General features: G+C 63.4%; 12 protein-coding genes. 6 read left to right on the top strand and 6 right to left on the bottom strand.

The genetic code is table 11. The features are described 5' to 3' along the window. Positions 1–43 precede the first annotated feature (43 nt). A complete protein-coding gene (locus tag ACQY7R_RS11695) occupies positions 44–2458 on the top strand; it encodes a protein kinase domain-containing protein (RefSeq protein ID WP_428305780.1) in 2415 nt (804 codons plus the stop codon). 10 nt (positions 2459–2468) lie between these two features. Here the strand turns inward: ACQY7R_RS11695 and thpR are convergent, their stop codons facing one another. From thpR to trpE, 6 genes are all read right to left on the bottom strand, one after another. Next, entirely contained in the window at positions 2469–3038 is a 570-nt protein-coding gene (gene thpR / locus ACQY7R_RS11690; protein WP_428305779.1) for an RNA 2',3'-cyclic phosphodiesterase, read from the bottom strand. Further along, positions 3038–3940 carry a PfkB family carbohydrate kinase gene (locus tag ACQY7R_RS11685; RefSeq protein WP_428305778.1) on the bottom strand — a complete coding sequence of 301 codons (903 nt, stop codon included), beginning with the start codon at positions 3938–3940 and terminating at the stop codon, positions 3038–3040. The genes thpR and ACQY7R_RS11685 overlap by 1 nt, the downstream gene beginning before the upstream one ends. Before the next feature lie 251 nt (positions 3941–4191). Continuing rightward, the gene (locus ACQY7R_RS11680) at positions 4192–5673 is read right to left on the bottom strand and encodes a DUF1501 domain-containing protein (RefSeq protein ID WP_428305777.1); all 1482 of its coding nucleotides are present in this window, start codon (positions 5671–5673) and stop codon (positions 4192–4194) included. A gap of 107 nt (positions 5674–5780) precedes the next feature. Then, positions 5781–8864 carry a PSD1 and planctomycete cytochrome C domain-containing protein gene (locus ACQY7R_RS11675; RefSeq protein WP_428305776.1) on the bottom strand — a complete coding sequence of 1028 codons (3084 nt, stop codon included), beginning with the start codon at positions 8862–8864 and terminating at the stop codon, positions 5781–5783. 440 nt (positions 8865–9304) lie between these two features. Continuing rightward, on the bottom strand, positions 9305–9856 hold the full coding sequence (locus ACQY7R_RS11670) for a YqgE/AlgH family protein (RefSeq protein ID WP_428305775.1): 552 nt from the start codon (positions 9854–9856) through the stop codon (positions 9305–9307). A gap of 108 nt (positions 9857–9964) precedes the next feature. Beyond that, positions 9965–11494 carry an anthranilate synthase component I gene (trpE, locus tag ACQY7R_RS11665; RefSeq protein WP_428305774.1) on the bottom strand — a complete coding sequence of 510 codons (1530 nt, stop codon included), beginning with the start codon at positions 11492–11494 and terminating at the stop codon, positions 9965–9967. Between the two features lie 437 nt (positions 11495–11931). Here trpE and ACQY7R_RS11660 point away from each other — a divergent pair, with 437 nt between their 5' ends. From ACQY7R_RS11660 to ACQY7R_RS11640, 5 genes are all read left to right on the top strand, one after another. After that, a complete protein-coding gene (locus tag ACQY7R_RS11660) occupies positions 11932–12465 on the top strand; it encodes a UvrB/UvrC motif-containing protein (protein ID WP_428305773.1) in 534 nt (177 codons plus the stop codon). Between the two features lie 123 nt (positions 12466–12588). Then, a complete protein-coding gene (locus tag ACQY7R_RS11655; protein WP_152100232.1) occupies positions 12589–13677 on the top strand; it encodes a protein arginine kinase in 1089 nt (362 codons plus the stop codon). 54 nt (positions 13678–13731) lie between these two features. Next, positions 13732–14460, top strand: coding sequence for an endonuclease/exonuclease/phosphatase family protein (locus ACQY7R_RS11650; RefSeq protein WP_428305772.1), 729 nt, complete (start codon positions 13732–13734; stop codon positions 14458–14460). Positions 14461–14482: 22 nt separating this feature from the next. Next, positions 14483–15967, top strand: a complete 1485-nt coding sequence (gene cls, locus ACQY7R_RS11645; RefSeq protein ID WP_428305771.1) for a cardiolipin synthase — start codon at positions 14483–14485, stop codon at positions 15965–15967. A 153-nt stretch (positions 15968–16120) separates the two neighbouring features. Then, positions 16121–17083: an alpha/beta fold hydrolase gene (locus ACQY7R_RS11640; RefSeq protein WP_428305770.1), complete on the top strand. Its 963-nt coding sequence runs from the start codon at positions 16121–16123 to the stop codon at positions 17081–17083. Positions 17084–17766 lie beyond the last annotated feature (683 nt).

Raw genomic sequence — 17766 nt, 5'->3', positions numbered from 1 at the left:
AGGCGAAGCCAGGGGCTGCATTCAACTCCGCACTTGAGCGCCCATGGCTGATCCAGCCGACAATGATCCCGATGCGGGCGGCACGAACGACCGCGCCGATTCGCGAACGCGCGACGATCGGTTCAACACGCATGATCCCAACGGCCCCAATGCGTGGACCTACTCGGCGGAACGGCAGCGCTTCACGGTGCTGCGGCTCCACCAGCAAGGCGGCCTCGGGCGGTTGATGATCGCCCAAGACGGCGAACTCAATCGCGAGATCGCGCTCAAGGAGATTCTGCCGGCGTACGCCGACGATCATGAGAATCGCCGCCGCTTCGTTCGCGAGGCGGAGATCACTGGCAACCTCGAACATCCTGGCATCGTGCCGGTCTACAGCCTCGGCGAGTTTGCTGACGGCCGCCCCTACTACGCGATGCAGTTTGTTCGCGGCGTCGATCTGCGGATGGCGATCGAGGACTATTTCGAAAAGCCAGCAAGTCGGCCGGGGAAGGAACTTGAGTTTCGCCAATTGCTGGCGCGTTTCGTCTCGGTTTGCCAAGCGGTTGATTACGCCCATAGTCGGAACGTCATTCACCGGGATTTAAAACCCGGCAACATCATGCTCGGCGCGTTCGGCGAAACGTTCGTCGTCGATTGGGGGCTGGCGAAGACGCTCGACGGGAAAGCGGCGGCCGACGACTTCGAGTTGCTGCCGGTCACGCCGTCGCATCGGGCTCAAACCGATCAAACGCAAGCGGGGCGGATCGTCGGCACGACGCAGTACATGAGCCCTGAGCAAGCGTCGGGCCGGCTCGATCAGCTCACTGCGGCGAGCGACGTTTACGGATTGGGCGCGACGCTCTACCACCTGCTCACGGGGCAGCCGCCGTTCGATGGCGCCGCGGAGGACGTCGTTTTCCGCGTGCAGCAGGGCCGTTTCAAACCTCCGCGGGAAGTCCGTGCCGAGACGCCGCGGCCGTTGCAAGCGATCTGCCTAAAGGCGATGGCCCGCCAGCCGTCGCAGCGATACGCTTCGGCCCGCGCGCTGGCTCTCGACGTGGAGCGGTACCTAGCCGACGAACCGGTAGCGGCCCACCGCGAATCGCTGGCCGCGCGGAGTTGGCGGTGGGTGCGACGGCATCGTTCGTTCGTAACGAGCGCATCGATCGTCGCCCTGCTCGCGATCGCCGGCCTGACCGTGGGCGTTGGCTTGCTCAAGGTCCAGCGCGATCGGGCGGAGCGGAATTTTCAGCTCGCGCAAGACGCCGTGCGGCAGTACTACATTCGCGTCAGCGAAGAGACGCTGCTCAATCAACCCGGCATGCAACCGCTCCGCGATGCGCTCTTGAAGCAAGCCCTGGATTATTACCAAGAGTTCCTCAAGGAGCGGGGCGACGATCCGCAACTGCAGCAGGAGGTGGCGCAGGCTGAGTTCTTCGTCGGCCGCATGATCGAGACGATCGACGCCGCAACGCCGGCAATTGAGCACTACGAGCGGGCGGCGGCGATTCAGCAGCAGCTTGTGGCGAAAAGTTCGGGAAGCGAGCGGACTGAACTGGAAGTCGAGTATGCACAAACGCTCAACGCACTCGGCCGGGCGCACCAGAACCTCAAGCAAAACAAATCGGCCCGCCAGTACTTCACCCAAGCCGCCGAGTTGCGCGAGGCAATCGCCAAGCAGCGTCCGGACGACGCCGAGGCCGCGCGAACGCTGGCGAGCAGCCTGATGAATCTGGGGCTGCTCGATCTGGCTGCTGGCGATGCGCAAGCGGCGATCAAGCAGTTGGAGCGGGCGCAAACGCTCCGCCGGGCGCAGCTCAACGGCGATGAAACTCCCCAGACGCTGCGCCGCGATTTGGGAATGGGCGACTTCAATCTGGCGCAGGTGCGGATCCAGCAAGGCGATCTCACCGGCGCTAAGCAGAATTTGGCGGAGGCAATCGCGACGTTCGGCAGCTTGGCAACCGCCAACCACGCCGACTTCGAAAACAGCCGCCGGCTCGCCCTTTGCCAACGGATGCTCGGAGACGTCGAAGCAGCCAGCGGTCGTCCGGAAGAAGCGGTCGCGGCGCTCACTGCGGCACGCGCGGCGATGCGCGAACTCGCCGACCGCAATCCAAGCGTCCCGGAGTACGCCGCCGATCTCGCTGGCATCGAAATGAATCTCGGCATGCAGTTCAGCGCCGACGGCGAGACGAGCGGAGCCCTCGAATCGCTCGAGTCAGCGGCGAAGCGGCTGCAAACGTTGCAAGCTGCGGGAGACGCCTCGCCTCGCCATCTGTGCGATTTAGGAGTCGCATTGCGAGCGAACGGCGAATTGCTGGCGGACATTTACCGCACAGACGACGCGCGGGCGAAGCTGCAAGAATCACAACGCATCTTGCAAGAACTCGTCGAGCAGCACCCGAACGAGCCGCAGTTCGCCGCTGAGCTGAAGCTCACGGACGAACTACTCGCGGAACTCGACGCAATTTGATCGAGTGCTTTCAACCGAGCGGCGCCCGTGCCAACACATGATATGTCGGCCCCTCGCGCGTCAGCTCGCTCGCGTAGACAGTGACCGAATCGACGCCCATCGCTCCGCCATCGAAGTCGGTAAGCTTCTCCAGTCGCTCGGTCAGCAACGAGCCGCCGTGGCTCCCCTGCCCTACCCGACCGAGCGTCAGGTGCGGGACGAATTGCCGCCGCTCCGCGCGGAAGCCGAGCGATTCGATCGCCCGTTCGATGTCGGCCTGCAAGTCGCAAAGCTGCTCATGCCCCTCGCCTGCGCCAAGCCACAACGCCCGCGGGCGTTCAATCGTCGGGAAGGCTCCCACGCCGCGAGCTTCCAGCGTAAACCCTTCGTGCTTTGCCGCGGTCCTCACCGTCCGTAGGCAGACTTCCGCCATCTCGACGTCGCCGAGGTCGCCCAAAAAATGGAGCGTCCAATGGAGATTATCAGGCTCCACCCACTTCACGTTATCAGTGGCGGAGCGAAGTCGATCGATAACGCCAAGCGCCGAGGCGTGAACCTGGTCGACAGCTTCGACGGCGATGAAGGTGCGAGTCTTGGCCATTAGAAGCTCAGCATCTTTCGGTAGTCGCCCATCCGCTTCTCAATGTCTTCGCGGTTGATCTGCTGCATCCGCTCGGTACCGAACCCTTCGACGTTGAAGCTCGCGGCGACGATGCCGTAGGCCATGGCCGTCTTCAGCGTCTCGGCGTCGAACGAATCTTGCTCGGTGAGGTAGCCCATCATGCCGCCGGCAAAGGTGTCGCCCGCGCCGGTCGGATCGACGACGCGCTCCGTCGGGTACGCCGGGAGCACGTAGGTTTCGTGTTCGCCGAAGAACATGGCGCCATGCTCGCCCTTCTTGATGACGACGAACTTCGGGCCCATTCGTTGGACGGCGCGACCGGCGGCGACGAGGTTCTGCGAGCCGGTGAGCAGTTTCGCTTCGCTGTCGTTCAGCACGAGGCCGTCAAGATTCTTCAACAGCGCGTCGAGATCGGCCCGCATGATGTTGATCCACAGATCCATCGTGTCGGCCACGACGAGGCGGCGTCCCGGTACTTGTTCAAGCACCTTCGACTGCACGCCCGGCACGCCGTTGGCGAGGAAAACGTACTTTGCGCTGCGGTACGACTCGGGGAGCTTTGGGTCGAACTCGCCGAAGACGTTGAGCTGGACGTCGAGCGTCTCGCGATCGTTCATGTTTGGTTCATAGCGGCCGGTCCAAGTGAACGTCTTGCCGCCCGGCACGATCTGCAGGCCCGAGGTGTCGATGCCGCGGCCATTGAGCAATTCGGTGTGTTGCTGAGGCCAATCATCGCCGACGACGCCGACGAGCCGCACACCGGTGAAGAAGCTGGCGGCGATCGAGAAGTGGGTCGCCGAGCCGCCCAGGACGTTATCCCGCCGCTCAGTAGGCGTTTCGACGTTATCAATCGCGACGGAACCAACGACAAGCAGCGACATGGACTTGCAACCAGATAGCGGAGGCGGGCGAGGAAAAACGAATCGGCAATTATGGCTGCCGGGAGCGCAGGGCCGCAAGGGGCGGAAACGGGTCGCCGCGACCGTAGGGTGGCGTGCTTCGCACCCAATATTGCCGCCCCTGTCCCGTAGGATGAGGAATCCAACGAATTAGCGGAGCCGGCTACGCACCCCTCATGGAAAGCAGGGAGCCGTTCGTCGTAAGACGCGAAGGTGGGTGCAAGCACGCCACCCTACATGAGGAGGTCCGTGACGGCGTGGTGTTCTTCAACGCCCGTGAGCCGCTGATCCAAGCCCTGAGCCCGGAACGTCAGCCGGCTATGGTCGATCCCCAACGTGTGCAGAATCGTCGCATTGAGATCGTGAATATGAACCGGCTTGTCGACTATGTTGTAGCTGAAGTCGTCGGTCTCGCCGTAGACGACGCCGGGACGAACGCCGCCGCCGGTCATCCACATCGTGAAGCAGCGCGGGTGGTGATCGCGGCCGTAATTCTCGCGGGTGAGGCCGCCCTGACAGTAAATAGTGCGGCCAAACTCGCCGCCCCAGATGACGAGCGTGTCTTGCAGCAGGCCGCGCTGCTTCAGGTCTTGCACCAGCGCCCAGCCTGCTTGGTCGACGTCTTGGCACTGTCGCGGCAAGTCGCCGGCGATGTTGCCATGCTGATCCCAGCCGCGGTGGAAGATCTGCACGAACCGCACGTCGCGCTCAGCGAGCCGGCGGGCAAGAAGGCAACTCGCGGCGAACGTGCCCGGCTTCAACACGTCGGGGCCGTACATGTCGAGGATGTGCTTCGGCTCGTCGTTGAGGTTCGTCAACTCAGGCACCGAGGTTTGCATACGGAACGCCATCTCGTACTGCTCGATGCGCGTTTGCGTTTCGGGGTCGCCGATTTCGGCAAGCGTCCGTTGATTGAAGCGGGCGATACGATCGAGCGTGCGGCGGCGCGTGGCGGCGTCGACGCCGGGCGGGTTTGAGAGGAACAGCACCGGGTCGCCTTGCGAACGAAGTGCGACGCCTTGATGCTGCGTCGGCAGGTAACCGCTGCCCCACAGCCGGTTGTAGATCGCCTGAGCGTCAGTCTTCGACGACCAACTTGGCGTCATCACGACGAATGCCGGCAGGTTGGCGTTCATCGTGCCGAGGCCGTAGCTCAGCCACGAGCCAAGGCTCGCACGGCCCGGCAACTGGTTCCCCGTGCAGATGTACGTGACCGCCGGGTCGTGGTTAATTGCTTCGGTCCAGACGGTCTTCACAATCGAAAGGTCATCGGCCATCCGCGCGGTGTAGGGAATGAGGTCGCTCATCCACGCGCCATGCTGCCCGTACTGGCGGAATTTGTAAATCGACGGCGCCAACGGGAACCGCGTCTGCCCGGAAGTCATCGTCGTCAGCCGCTGACCCGCGCGGATCGATTCGGGCAGGTCGACGTCGAACATGTCGGCCATCTTCGGCTTGTAGTCGAAGAGGTCCATCTGGCTCGGGCCGCCATTCATATGGAGATAGATCGCTCTCTTCGCCGTGGGGGCGAAGTGAGGAAGCTCCGGCAAACCGCCCGCGGCGACGGAGTTCGCGTGCGCCGAGCATGGCGCAAGGATCGACGACGGGAGCAGCGAGGCGAGCGCTGCGGCGCCGACGCCGAAGGCGCCTTGGCCGAAGAAGTGGCGGCGCGTGAGGGCGTTGCCATACTGCTGGATGGGGTTGAGAGCGGACATCGCGTTGCGTCCTTATCGAGCCATTTAGCCCCGCCGGTGACGGCGGGTCGCGGGCTAGTGCGCGCGTCTAAATAGGCGTCGTGGTTGATTTAGGTTCCAGCGTTGGTTCAGTTGCGGGTGACGACTTCATCGAGGTTCAGCACCACGTTCGCCGCCATCGTCCACGCGGCGAGTTCCGCGCGATCCACCGCGGCGTCGGCTGGAGCGCCGCCGATAGCGAGTAGCGCTTCCGCGGCAGCGCCGTCGGCGCGATAGTTTGCGAGTTCCTGTTGGTACGCCTCCACTAAGTCGGCGAGTTCGTCGATGCTCGGCTGTCGGCACGTGGCGGTCTGGAATAAGAACCTCGCGCGGCGTTCGATCGAGTCGCCCCCTTCACTGAGCGTTCGTTCCGCTAAGCTGCGAGCCGCCTCGACGTACTGCGGATCGTTGAGGAGCAGCAGCGCCTGCAACGGCGTGTTGGTGCGCTCGCGGCGGACGATGCACGACTCGCGCGACGGGGCGTCGAACGTGTTCATCTCCGGCGGCGGAGCCGTTCGCTTGATAAACGTGTAGAGCGTGCGGCGATGAACCTTTTCCTTCCCTTCGTCGGCGACGAAGTTCACCGTGTTCGAGCCCGAGTAGCCGACCGCTTCCCACAGCCCGGCCGGTTGCGGCGGTTTGACGCTCGGTCCGCCCATCTGTTCGACGAGCAGCCCACTGGTGAAGAGCGCCTGATCGCGGAGCATCTCGGCGTCGAGCCGGAAGCGGGCGCCGCGTGCCAGCAGGCGATTCTCGGGATCGCGGCGGTAGAGCTCGGGATCGACGTGCGAGGTCTGCCGATAGGTTGCCGACGTGACCAGCTCGCGAACGAGCCGCTTCACGTCCCAGCCGTTGTCGATGAAGTCGACCGCCAGATAGTCGAGCAGTTCCGGATGGCTCGGCGGCTCGCCTTGAGCGCCAAAGTCGTTCGATGTCTTCACCAAGCCCACGCCGAAGAACTGCTGCCAGAAACGATTCACCGCGACGCGGGCGGCGAGCGGATTCTCACGGGCGACGACCCACTGCGCGAGGCCGAGGCGATTGTTCGGCGCCGCGGCGTCCATCGGAGGGAGCATCGTCGGCGTTCGCCGGCCAACCTCCGCGCCATGCTGGTCGTACTCGCCACGGTTGAGGATGTACGCGGGTTTCGGCGTCGCCATTTCTTTGAAGACTAGCGTCGTCGCCACGTTGCGGTCGACTTCGGTCCGCTCGCTGCGGGCGGCGCCGAGCTGCGTGCGCAGCTGATCGAGTTTCGGCGACTTGGCGGCCGTGTTGCGGAAGAACTGCCGCACCAAACCAACTTCTTGCTCGCTCCGTTCGCCAGCCGCCTTCGTCGCTGCGGCGAGCACATCAGGCGGCATGATCGGTTGATCGGTCTTCGCGGCAAAGTAGAAGCCCGACTGCGCACCGAAGTTCAGGATTTTTACTAACAGCTGATTCTCGCCCTTCTTCAGTTTGAGCGTGAGCTTCTCTTGGTCGGCCGCCGCAGCCCGCGGTTCGTCGCGCTTCAGCAGCAGTTTGCCGTTGAGGTAGACCCGCACGCCGTCGTCGCTGCCGAGTGAAATATCGAGCTGCTGCGGCTTGCCGACGGTGATTGAGCGGAATAGGAAATTCGCCGCCGGATCGCCTGGCAGATCGTTGTAAACGACGCCGTCGACCCACTCCGGCTTGCGAACCCAGCCGATCTCTTCGCCGGTGGCGAGCTTGAACTTCCGATCGAGCTTCACTGGCTTCCCTTCGGGGCCATGCTTTTTGCTCTTCAAATAGCGTTCTGGATCGGAGAAGGGGCCGACGGTGTACCAATCGCTGATGGCGAGGTATGTCTTGCCTTCTGCGGCTTGATTCGGCGCGGCGGCAGCTGGCTCGGTGCTCGAACCGCCGACCGACTCCACTTTCGGCTCATCGGCGGCGAACTGGCGTTCCCACTCAACTTGCTGCGCATCGAGTTCCGGCCAAGCGGCGGCGAGCTTCGCCTCCGCAGCGGCGATTTGCTTGTCGAGTTCCGCCAGCTTGGCCGTTTGCTCCGGCAGCGGCGCGCGAATTACTGGCGCCGGGTCCTCGCGGTTACCGTCCATCTCGTTGCCGTCGAGGCTATTGAAGTACGCGAACAGCGAGTAGAAATCGCCCTGCGTCAGCGGGTCGTACTTGTGATCGTGGCAGCGAGTACAACCGACCGTGAGGCCGAGCATTACCGTGCCGAAGGTATCGACGCGATCGATCACCGCGGTGACGTAGACCTCCTCTGGAATGACGCCCCCCTCGTTGGTCGACACGTGGCAGCGATTGAAGCCACTGGCGATCAGCTGATCATCGGTCGCGTTCGGCAGCAGATCGCCGGCGAGTTGCTCGACGATGAAATCGTCGAACGGCAGGTTGCGGTTGAAGGCTTGCACCACCCAGTCGCGGTACGGCCACATCTCGCGGTAGTTGTCGAGATGGAGGCCATGCGTGTCGCCGTAGCGGGCGGCGTCGAGCCAGAACCGTGCCATGTGCTCGCCGTAGCGGGGCGAGGCGAGTAGTTTGTCGACAGCCCGCTCATAGGCGTCGGGACGATTTTCGGCGAGGAAGGCATCGGCTTCGGCGGGCGTCGGCGGCAAGCCGGTAAGGTCGAGCGTCACCCGCCGCAGCAGCGTCGTGCGATCGGCCTCGGCGACGGGAGCGAGTTGTTCTTGTTCGAGCCGCGCGACAATGAACCGATCGATCGGCCCGCGCGGCCAGTTCTCGTGCTGCACCGCCGGCAGCTCGGGGCGGACCGGCGCCGTGAACGACCAGTGTTGCTGCCACTCGGCGCCCTGCGCGATCCAGCGGCGGAGCGTGTCGACTTCCTCCGGCGTCAGCGTCTTGTGGCTGTCGGCCGGCGGCATCCGCAGCGATTCGTCGTCGCTGGTGATCCGGGCGATCAACTCGCTAGCATCGGGCTGGCCCGGCACGACGGGGATTGAGCCCGAATCGGCCTCACCAACGGCGCTCTCGCGCTGGTCGAGCCGAAAGCCTCCCTCGCGCGACGCCGCCTCAGGGCCATGGCAGGCGAAGCACTTGTCCGAAAGGATCGGCCGAATGTCGCGGTTGAACTGCAGCGCATCGCTCGCGCTGGCCGCGTTCGCTGCGAACCAAGAACAGAGTGCCGCCGCAACGGCGAATTGCCGGAGAAGAAAAGTCCCTCGACGCACCATCCGCAAAACCTCGGAGTGGAGTCGGAAGTCTCAGTCGGCTCGCCGTGTGACGCCGCCGCTGCCATGCTCCATCATACCCGGTGTTGGCCGCAGGTCGTAGCGATGGCAGTATGCATTTCTCGCCAAACGATGTAGAAATCTGCGCGTCTTGCCGCCGCGACTGGGCTACGGGTGGCGGTAGGCGTGCCCGTTTTTCTCTCGCAAAGTCGCCAAGGCGCAAAGACACGCGAAGAAAAGAGAAAGAGAGTGGCGGGCCGTATTACTTTCCTCTGCGTCTCCGCGCCTCTGCGAGAGCTTGTTTAATACAGGTCTCTCGCAGAGGCGCGGAGACGCAGAGTTCAGATCAAGACACGGAACTACCTATATATTCCGTCTTCTTTGCGTTCCCTTGGCGTGTTAGCGCCTTTGCGAGAGATGTCTAACGTTCCACGCCGAAAGAGTCAGTTCAGATTGACATCAGGCGGACGTTGATCAGGCGAGAGGTGGGGCGCTGAGATCCGCAGCCCGATCTCACTGCAAACGCGTTTCCAGACCCCTTCGGGATCGGAAAAGATATTGCTCACTCGCGCTGGCGAGGTGAGCCAGCCGCCGACTTCCATCTCTTCCTCAAGCTGCCCGCCGCCCCAGCCGGAGTGGCCGCTGAAGAGGCGGAACTTGGCGTCGTGGCGCCGCACCAGCAGATCGATCGTATCTTTTTGCATCGACATGAAGAGCTTCGGGTGAATCTCTTTCTCGCCGAACTCGCGCTGATTGTGGAGAGCGATCAACGGCCCGGGCACGGGGCCGCCGACATAGACCGGCATGTCGCTGTCGACCGGATCGTTGCCGATCATCTTCCAGACGTCGTCGACGGTCTTATCGCCGGGGCGATTGATGATCACGCCAAGGGCGCCCTGCTCTTCGTGCTGCAGCATGAGCACGACGGTCTTGGAGAAGTTGGGATCCTTCAGATGCGGAGACGCAACGAGAAATTGACCGGCGAGTGATTTCATTTTTATTTCACCACGAAGGCACCAAGAACACGAAGGAAAGCACTAAGGTTGAGCCGTGCGAACAACGTAATTCTTGGCGAACTACTTAGTGCCTTCGCGTCTTGGTGGTTAATTCTTGCTAACTCGCTGTTTGGTCACTTCAATCGCCTTTAATGCTCCACGAGCTTTGTTGAGCGTTTCTTGGTACTCCATTGCCGGGACGCTGTCGGCGACGATGCCGGCGCCCGCTTGGACGTACGCCTTCTTGTCCTTCAGCACCACCGTGCGGAGCGCGATGCAGGTATCCATGTTGCCTGCGAAGTCGATGTACCCCACGGCGCCTGCGTACGGGCCGCGGCGATGGGGTTCGATTTCGTCGATGATCTCCATCGCCCGCACCTTCGGGGCGCCGGAGACGGTACCGGCCGGCAAGCAGGCGGCGAGGGCGTCGAACGCATCGCAATCGTCGCGCAGTTGGCCGGTGACGTTCGAGGTGATGTGCATCACGTGACTGTAACGCTCGATCACCATCACGTCTGAGATTTCGACCGAGCCGAATTCCGCCACGCGGCCGACGTCGTTGCGGCCGAGGTCGACGAGCATAATATGTTCGGCGCATTCCTTCGGGTCGGCGAGCAAGTCGGCCGCCAGGCGGGCATCTTCCTCTTCGTTGGCCCCGCGGGGCCGCGTGCCGGCGAGCGGGCGCACCGTTGCGAGTCCGTCGACGACGCGAACCATAATCTCCGGCGAGCTGCCGACGAGCGTCGTCCCTGGCATCCGCAGGTAAAACATGAACGGGCTCGGGTTCACCACCCGCAATGTGCGGTAGAGTTCGAACGGCGGGCAGTCGAAGTCGACCTCCAGCCGCTGCGAGATCACCACTTGGAAGATATCGCCGGCGCGAATGTACTCGACGCACTTCCGCACCGCTTGCTCGAACTCGGTTTGCGTGAAGTTCGATTTGAACGGCAACGTCACCGGCCCGCGGGCGTCGATGTCGGCCAGCTGCAGGCCGTCGGCCGGAGTGTTCAGGGCTGCGATGTAGCCATCGACGCGGTTGCAAGCAGCCTGATGGCGGCGAGCGATCTCGTCGTCATCCTCGGCGCCGCGCAGGTCGGCCAGCACGAGCACGTGCACCGTCTTGCGCACGTTGTCGAAGACCACCATGTGGTCGAACAGACCGAACGCGAGGTCGGGCAGGCTCCGGTCGTCGGTGGGAGCGTTGGGGAGGCGTTCGACGTAACGAACCGTATCGTACCCGGCGTAGCCGACGGCCCCGCCGATGAACGGCGGCAGCTCCGGCAGATGGACGACGCGGACTGCTTGCACGAGCTCGCGGAGCGTCTCGAGCGGGTTGGCGACCTTCTGCTCTTCGGTCGCCCACGCCTCTTTTCCGCCGGCGTTGTTGCGGCGGCTGACCTTGACCTGCGTGCCGCGGGCCTCAAGCAAGAGGAACGGGTCGCTGGCGACGAAGCTGTAGCGACCGACCTTTTCGCCGCCGATGACGCTTTCAAACAGTCCGGCGGCTTGGCCGCGATCGAGGCGATTGAATGCCTGCACCGGCGAGAGGGCATCGCTCAGCAGCTCACGATAGACGGGAACAAAGTCGGCGCCTTGAGCTAGTTCGACGAACCGCTCGAGCGAGGGAAGATGGGCCATGAATCGTCCAAACCTGATGGGGGCGGGTAGCGGTAGTCGACGGCAAGGGTCGAACGCTCGGCGATGCGCTTCGCCAGCGGTCGGCGGCGCCTTGGCCCGAGGGGTCGACTTCCCACGTTCCGCGGTCTGCAAGCGTCACTTTATCACCCCCAGAGAGGGCCCACAACTTCGCTGTCGGCGGCGACCCATGTCCAAATGGCACAACGGCTTATCGCCGCTGACGCTTACCTTGACACTACCCCCCCCACGGCTAGAATCCCCATAGCGTGGAGCGGTTTCTTCAGCGCGGACCGAGCCTTCGGTTCGATCGCGCACTCCCTCTGGGAGAGGCGCGACGCCTGCTCAAGGTTCGGTCGTCGGCGTCTCGATTGTTTGGATCGCAGGGCGCCCGGCTCGCCGCCGAAGGAACGCCGCCCCGCCCGCCAGGAGACGCCGCCATGAAATGCCAAAAGTGCGATCGCCCCGCTACGTTCCACATCACCGATCTGGTCGATGGCGAACCGAGCGAACTTCACCTCTGCGAGGAATGCGCGCAGTCGTTCCTCACGCCGTCGCAGGAAGAGGCCCAGGACGTGGAAGGGATGCCGGCCATGGCCGGGTTGCTCGCCCAGCATCTGGCCGTCGGCGAAACGGCCGACGATCTGGCCCGGCTCGATCAACGCGCCTGCCCGGTCTGCGGGATCACGTTCCTGCAGTTCCGCAAGCAAGGTCGCCTCGGCTGCCCGCACGACTACGTGTTCTTCGAGAAGGATCTCGAGCCATTGCTGATGAGCATCCACGATCAGACGCAGCACATGGGCAAAGTCCCCAAACGCTGCCCGCATGGCGCCGATCAGCAAACGCAGCTCATTCGCCTCCGCCGCGAGATGAAGGAAGCCGTGACGTCCGAAGAGTACGAACGGGCCTCGGAGATTCGCGATAAGATCCGCGAAATCGAAGCGGGCTTTCGCGAAGCGAAAGGCGAGTCGTAGCACCGCCGCGCTGCTGAGGTGAATGCCTGGCAGCTTTGCACCTGATGCTCGTTTGAGCGTCGCTCCGGCGGGTCGTTGACCCGCGGCTACTAAGTCACCACAACTAGCACCTGACGCCTCCTTATGACTCTCGACGATCTCGCCAGCACGAGCGGTGAATGGCTCCGCGGCTCCGGCCCCGAGTCCGACATCGTGATCTCGAGCCGCATCCGGCTGGCGCGGAACTTGGCCGACTTCCCGTTCATTTCGCGGGCGACCGACGCTGATCGCGCCGAGATCGAGAAGATCCTCCATGGCCGCGTCGAAGCACTGCGGACTTCCGGCAAGGCGCCGGGCGAGTCGATCTACTTGAACGTCAACGACCTCGCCGACGTCGATCGGCAGTTCCTCGTCGAACGCCAGTTGATCAGCCGCGAGCACGCCTCGAGCGAAGGGGCGCGGGCGGTCTTCGTCGATCCGTCGGAATGCTTCAGCGTGATGATCAACGAGGAAGATCACCTCCGGATTCAGGTGATGCACAGCGGCCTCGCGCTGGCCGACGCGTGGGAGCAGGCGACCAAGCTCGACGACATGATCGAAGAGCAGGTCACCTACGCCTACAACGAACGGCTCGGTTACCTCACCGCGTGCCCCACGAACACCGGTACCGGCGTCCGCGTGAGCGTGATGCTCCACCTTCCGGCGCTGGCAATTACCCGCCAGATCGAGAAGGTGTTTAAGAGCCTCCACAAGATCAACCTTGCCGTCCGCGGCCTCTACGGCGAAGGCTCGCAGGCGACCGGCGACTTCTACCAGATCAGCAATCAGGTCACCCTTGGTCAGACCGAAGAAGAGTTGGGCAAGAAGGTGGCCGACGTGGTCCCCGTGCTCATCGACTACGAGCGGCAGGCCCGCAGCTTCCTCATCGAGAACAGCCAAGAAACGCTGCACGACCGCGTGAGCCGTGCGTACGGCATTCTGCGAACCGCGCAAACGATCAGCAGCGAAGAGACGATGCATCTCCTCTCGAGCGTGCGGATGGGGATTAACCTGGGGCTGATCAACGACCTGTCGATCCCGACGGTCAACAAGCTGCTGATCCACACCCAGCCGGCCCATCTGCAAAAGCTGTCGGGCGTCGAACTCGATCAGGCCGATCGCAACATCGAGCGGGCCACTTATCTCCGCCGCCATTTGAATGGCGAGTCGAAGGGGAACATTTCGCATAACTAGCGGAATGGGCGGTCCGCACTTGACTCGGCGCCCCCCTCCCCTCAGTCTTGTGGCATGCAATTCCGGCTGCTGAGTTACAACATCCATAAGGGGATCGGCGGTCTCGACCGTCGTTACGACCTCGCGCGGATTATCGAAACGATCCGGCACTACCAGCCCGATGTTGCCTTCTTGCAGGAGGTCGACGACGGGGCCAAGCGGTCGCGGCATGATTGCCAAGTCGATTTGCTTGCCGAAGCGGTCGAACTTCCGCACCGCGCCTATCAGCGCAACGTGCGGCTCCGTTCGGTTGGGCACTACGGCAACGCGATCTTGAGCCGTTGGCCGATCATCGACGCAGTCGACATTGATCTCACGATCCCGCTGAAGAAGCGCCGCTGTGCGCTCGTCTGCCAGGTGGAGACCGAGGTGCGGGGCCACGCGCGGAAGATTGGATTGGCGAACGTTCATCTCGGCCTCGCAGGTTTCGAGCGGCAAATCCAGCTTCGGCGGCTGCTGGGGGGCGAGCTATTCTCTAAGCTGGGGGCGGAAACGCCGCTGGTGATTGGCGGGGACTTCAACGACGTGTGGGAGAACCTCGGCAAGAAGATCATGCACCCGGCTGGGTTCGAACTGGCGAGCGGCACGATCCGCACGTTTCCCGCGGCGGCGCCGTTGCGGCGACTCGATCGGATTTTCTGTCGCGGTCCCATCAGTTCGCTCGCTGCGTTTGGCGGTCATACTGGACTGGCAAAGCGGGCATCGGATCATTTGCCGTTGATTGTGGACTTTGAAGTTAAGTAACTGACAACTGAACAGTTCCTCCATGCCGCCTAGCGCTATCATCCAACCGCTGACTTCCTGGACCTTTTGGGCCTGGGTATTGGCGACGGCCCACGTGGCGTTGCAGGTGGCGCTCGCGTGGCGGGTGATCATGCAGCGGCGGCCGACGGGCGAGTCGCTGGCGTGGGTGATGGTGATTTTCGGCTTTCCGATCGTCGGACCGCTCGCTTATCTCACGATCGGCGAGCTGCGGCTGGGGCGCCGGCGAGCGAAGCGGTTCGTCGAACTTTATCCGCCGATTCGCAAGTGGCTCGCCGAGTTGCCGCAACGAAGTCTTGTTGATTGGTCGCGGCTCTCTCCCGAGTTCGAATCGCTCTCGCAGTTGGGGCAGTCGCTCATTGGCGTGCCGTCGCTGCGCGGCAACCACGTCGAGTTGATCAACGACTGGCAGCATGTCTTTGCGCGGTTGATCGCCGATATCGACGCGGCCCAACGGACATGCCATCTGGAGTTCTACATTTGGAGCAACGGCGGCGAGGCTGATAAGGTCGGCGACGCCCTTGTCGAGGCGGCGAGCCGTGGCGTCGTCTGTCGCGTGCTGGTCGACGCGCTCGGCAGTCGGGCGTTCCTCAAGAGCGAGCAAGCGGCGCGGTTGCGGCAAGCGGGCGTTCATGTGCAAGCGGCCTTGCCGGGCGGATTGCTGCGGGCGCCGTTCGTGCGGTTCGATTTGCGGCTCCACCGGAAGATCGTCGCGATCGACGGCCGCGTCGCGTACACCGGCAGCTTGAACTTGGTCGATCCGCGGTTCTTCAAAAAGGACGCTGGCGTCGGCGAATGGGTTGATGCGATGGTCCGCATCGAGGGCCCGGCGGTCGAGGCGCTGGCGATCACGTTCCTCGCCGATTGGTTCGTCGAAACCAACTCCGATCTGAGCGAGCTGCAAGCGACCGGCGACGCCCACCCGCAGCCAAGTCGCGGCGACTGCACGGTGCAGGTGATGCCGTCGGGGCCGGCGCTGGCGACCGACGCCGTCGAGCAGATGTTGATCACGGCGATCTACGCTGCCCGTGAAGAACTGGTGCTGACGACGCCTTACTTCGTGCCAAGCGAACCACTGAGCCTCGCACTGATCGCGGCAGCCCGTCGCGGGGTGAAGGTGATTCTGGTGATCCCGGCCCGCGTCGACTCGCTGCTGGTGCGGTTCGCCAGCGGGGCGTTCAAAGGGGACATGCTGCGGGCCGGAGTGCGGATCATGTTGTTCAGCGATGGCTTGCTCCACACGAAGAGCATCACCGTCGATGGGTCGTATTCGCTGTTCGGCTCGGTGAATCTCGACCCGCGGAGTATGCGGCTGAATTTCGAGATTTTGCTCGCGTTGTACGACCCGGAGTTCACCGGCGAGCTGCGAGAATTGCAGCAGCACTACATCGACCGCTCGCACATGATGGATCTTGCCCGCTACCAGCGGCGGCCGCAGCTGCGGCGGATTGGCGAGAATTTCGCGAGATTGCTGAGCCCGCTGCTGTAGCGGGCGGCGGGATGAACCGCAAAATTCGCCAATTGCGGGCGTGGGCGCGGTCCGGTCATTTCGCCCCGGGCACAAAAACTGCATGATGGGGAGCCCCGGCGACGATGTCGCCGATACACCCGAACAGAGAACGCCCGCCCCCCGTTGATTGCTATGCAGACTCGCCGCCAGGCGCTGTTGACCGGACTCTCCCTGCTTCCCGCGGTTGCCCTCGGCGGCCCCGCGCTGGCGGCCGCACGCCCACGCCCAATTGAAGGGTGCGTCAAGCTGCCGAGCGGTCGGCGGATCGGTTATGCCGAATTCGGCGACCCGGCGGGCATCCCGGTCTTCTACTTCCACGGAACCCCAGGCGCCCGCATCGAGGCGGGGCTCATCGCCGACGAAGCGACTGCGGCTGGCGTCCGATTGATGGCGCTCGAGCGGCCGGGGATCGGGCTCTCCGACTACCAATCGGGCCGGCGGATTCTCGATTGGCCGGCTGACGTCGCCTGTGTGGCCGACGTCCTTGGTTACGCCGGAACGAACTTTGGCGTGCTCGCGCTCTCGGGCGGAGCTCCTTACGCGCTGAGTTGCATTCGCTGCCTGCCAGAGCGACTCACACAGGTGGCGATCGTCTCGGGCCATACGCCGATGTGCGTCTCCGGCGCCCCGGCCGGGAGCGAAGATGGCACGATCGCAATGGTCGGCCGACGACCGCGGCTCGCGCGGTTGGCGTTCAAGATCGAAGCGAATCGGTTGCGGAAGCATCCTGATCGAACTCTCGAACAGATCGCGTCGCACTGGGCGGCGTCGGATCGTGAACTCATCTTGTGCAATGCCGAGTATCGCGCGGCGACTATCGAAACGCTCAGCCAAGCGACGCGGTGCGGACCGGACGGGATTGTTACGGACGTGACGCTGCTCGGCGGGCCGTGGGGCTTTAGCCTCGAAGCGCTGCCGGCGTCTTCGGTTTCGTTCTGGCATGGCGGATGCGACCCGATCGCACCGCCGGGGATGGGGCACTACTTCCAGCGGCATGTCGCTGGGAGCGAACTGACGATCGATCCGCGTGCCGGGCACCTCACGATGCTCAAGTGGCACGCAGCGGCGATCTTAAGCCGCTTTACGGCGACGTAGCCCCAAGTAGCCGCCACCAGTAGCCGCGGTTCAACGAACCGCCGGAGCGGTCCCCATTGGACGCCGTGCGTTCTTTTGTCGTCGATTAATGTCGCGTGATGCGATTTTTGGCGACACTAATCGTAAGGCGCCGCAGTTCTTCGGTTTGCGTTTTGTCGTGTCGCGTCACGACGCGCCATTCGCGTCGCTTTCTGCGCTGGTTTCAGCGTTCGCATGCTTGAAGCGCAACGCCGTCCGTCGCCGGCGCCGATCGTGCCAGCGCGCAGCGGCGGCCTGGCCGTTGCAGCTTAGCAAAAGAGGACGAGGTGGTGGAGTAACGATTTTCGGCCACCCCTCTGGCGAGTTGCGAGCTTCGGCGACGGTCTTCAAGTCGGCCGATTAGCCAACGCCCATCGCATCGTAGCCTAACTTTGTCTCAAAAGTGTATTTCGAGTGAGTTGTATCGTCTTCTCCCGGAGGGAGATTCGACAATAGCCCAGCAATTCATTGCTGGGGCATGATTCCGCCGCAAGGACTGATGTCCCGTAGGGACAATTAATTACCGGAGTCATTCAGTCGTCCCTAGGGGACTTCATCATGCGCCGGCGCTTTTTACCCAGCAATGAATTGCTGGGCTATTGTCGGTCGTCCCGCTGGGACGTCGACGCGAGCGCGGTCAACGTCGCCATTCGCGCCGTGGCGTC

Origin of the sequence: Lacipirellula sp. (assembly GCF_965279485.1) — a bacterium.
In the GTDB taxonomy this organism is placed as follows: Bacteria; Planctomycetota; Planctomycetia; order Pirellulales; family Lacipirellulaceae; genus Lacipirellula.
The sequence above is the reverse complement of the archived record's forward strand: the minus strand, read 5'-3'. Positions and strand labels throughout refer to the sequence as shown.

What these genes read in the sequence shown, in the direction of transcription:
- ACQY7R_RS11695 (WP_428305780.1), top strand. Translation starts at nt 44, where the DNA reads ATGGCTGATCCAGCCGACAATGATCCCGATGCGGGCGGCACGAACGAC.
- thpR (WP_428305779.1), bottom strand. Translation starts at nt 3,038, where the DNA reads ATGGCCAAGACTCGCACCTTCATCGCCGTCGAAGCTGTCGACCAGGTT.
- ACQY7R_RS11685 (WP_428305778.1), bottom strand. Translation starts at nt 3,940, where the DNA reads ATGTCGCTGCTTGTCGTTGGTTCCGTCGCGATTGATAACGTCGAAACG.
- ACQY7R_RS11680 (WP_428305777.1), bottom strand. Translation starts at nt 5,673, where the DNA reads ATGTCCGCTCTCAACCCCATCCAGCAGTATGGCAACGCCCTCACGCGC.
- ACQY7R_RS11675 (WP_428305776.1), bottom strand. Translation starts at nt 8,864, where the DNA reads ATGGTGCGTCGAGGGACTTTTCTTCTCCGGCAATTCGCCGTTGCGGCG.
- ACQY7R_RS11670 (WP_428305775.1), bottom strand. Translation starts at nt 9,856, where the DNA reads ATGAAATCACTCGCCGGTCAATTTCTCGTTGCGTCTCCGCATCTGAAG.
- trpE (WP_428305774.1), bottom strand. Translation starts at nt 11,494, where the DNA reads ATGGCCCATCTTCCCTCGCTCGAGCGGTTCGTCGAACTAGCTCAAGGC.
- ACQY7R_RS11660 (WP_428305773.1), top strand. Translation starts at nt 11,932, where the DNA reads ATGAAATGCCAAAAGTGCGATCGCCCCGCTACGTTCCACATCACCGAT.
- ACQY7R_RS11655 (WP_152100232.1), top strand. Translation starts at nt 12,589, where the DNA reads ATGACTCTCGACGATCTCGCCAGCACGAGCGGTGAATGGCTCCGCGGC.
- ACQY7R_RS11650 (WP_428305772.1), top strand. Translation starts at nt 13,732, where the DNA reads ATGCAATTCCGGCTGCTGAGTTACAACATCCATAAGGGGATCGGCGGT.
- cls (WP_428305771.1), top strand. Translation starts at nt 14,483, where the DNA reads ATGCCGCCTAGCGCTATCATCCAACCGCTGACTTCCTGGACCTTTTGG.
- ACQY7R_RS11640 (WP_428305770.1), top strand. Translation starts at nt 16,121, where the DNA reads ATGCAGACTCGCCGCCAGGCGCTGTTGACCGGACTCTCCCTGCTTCCC.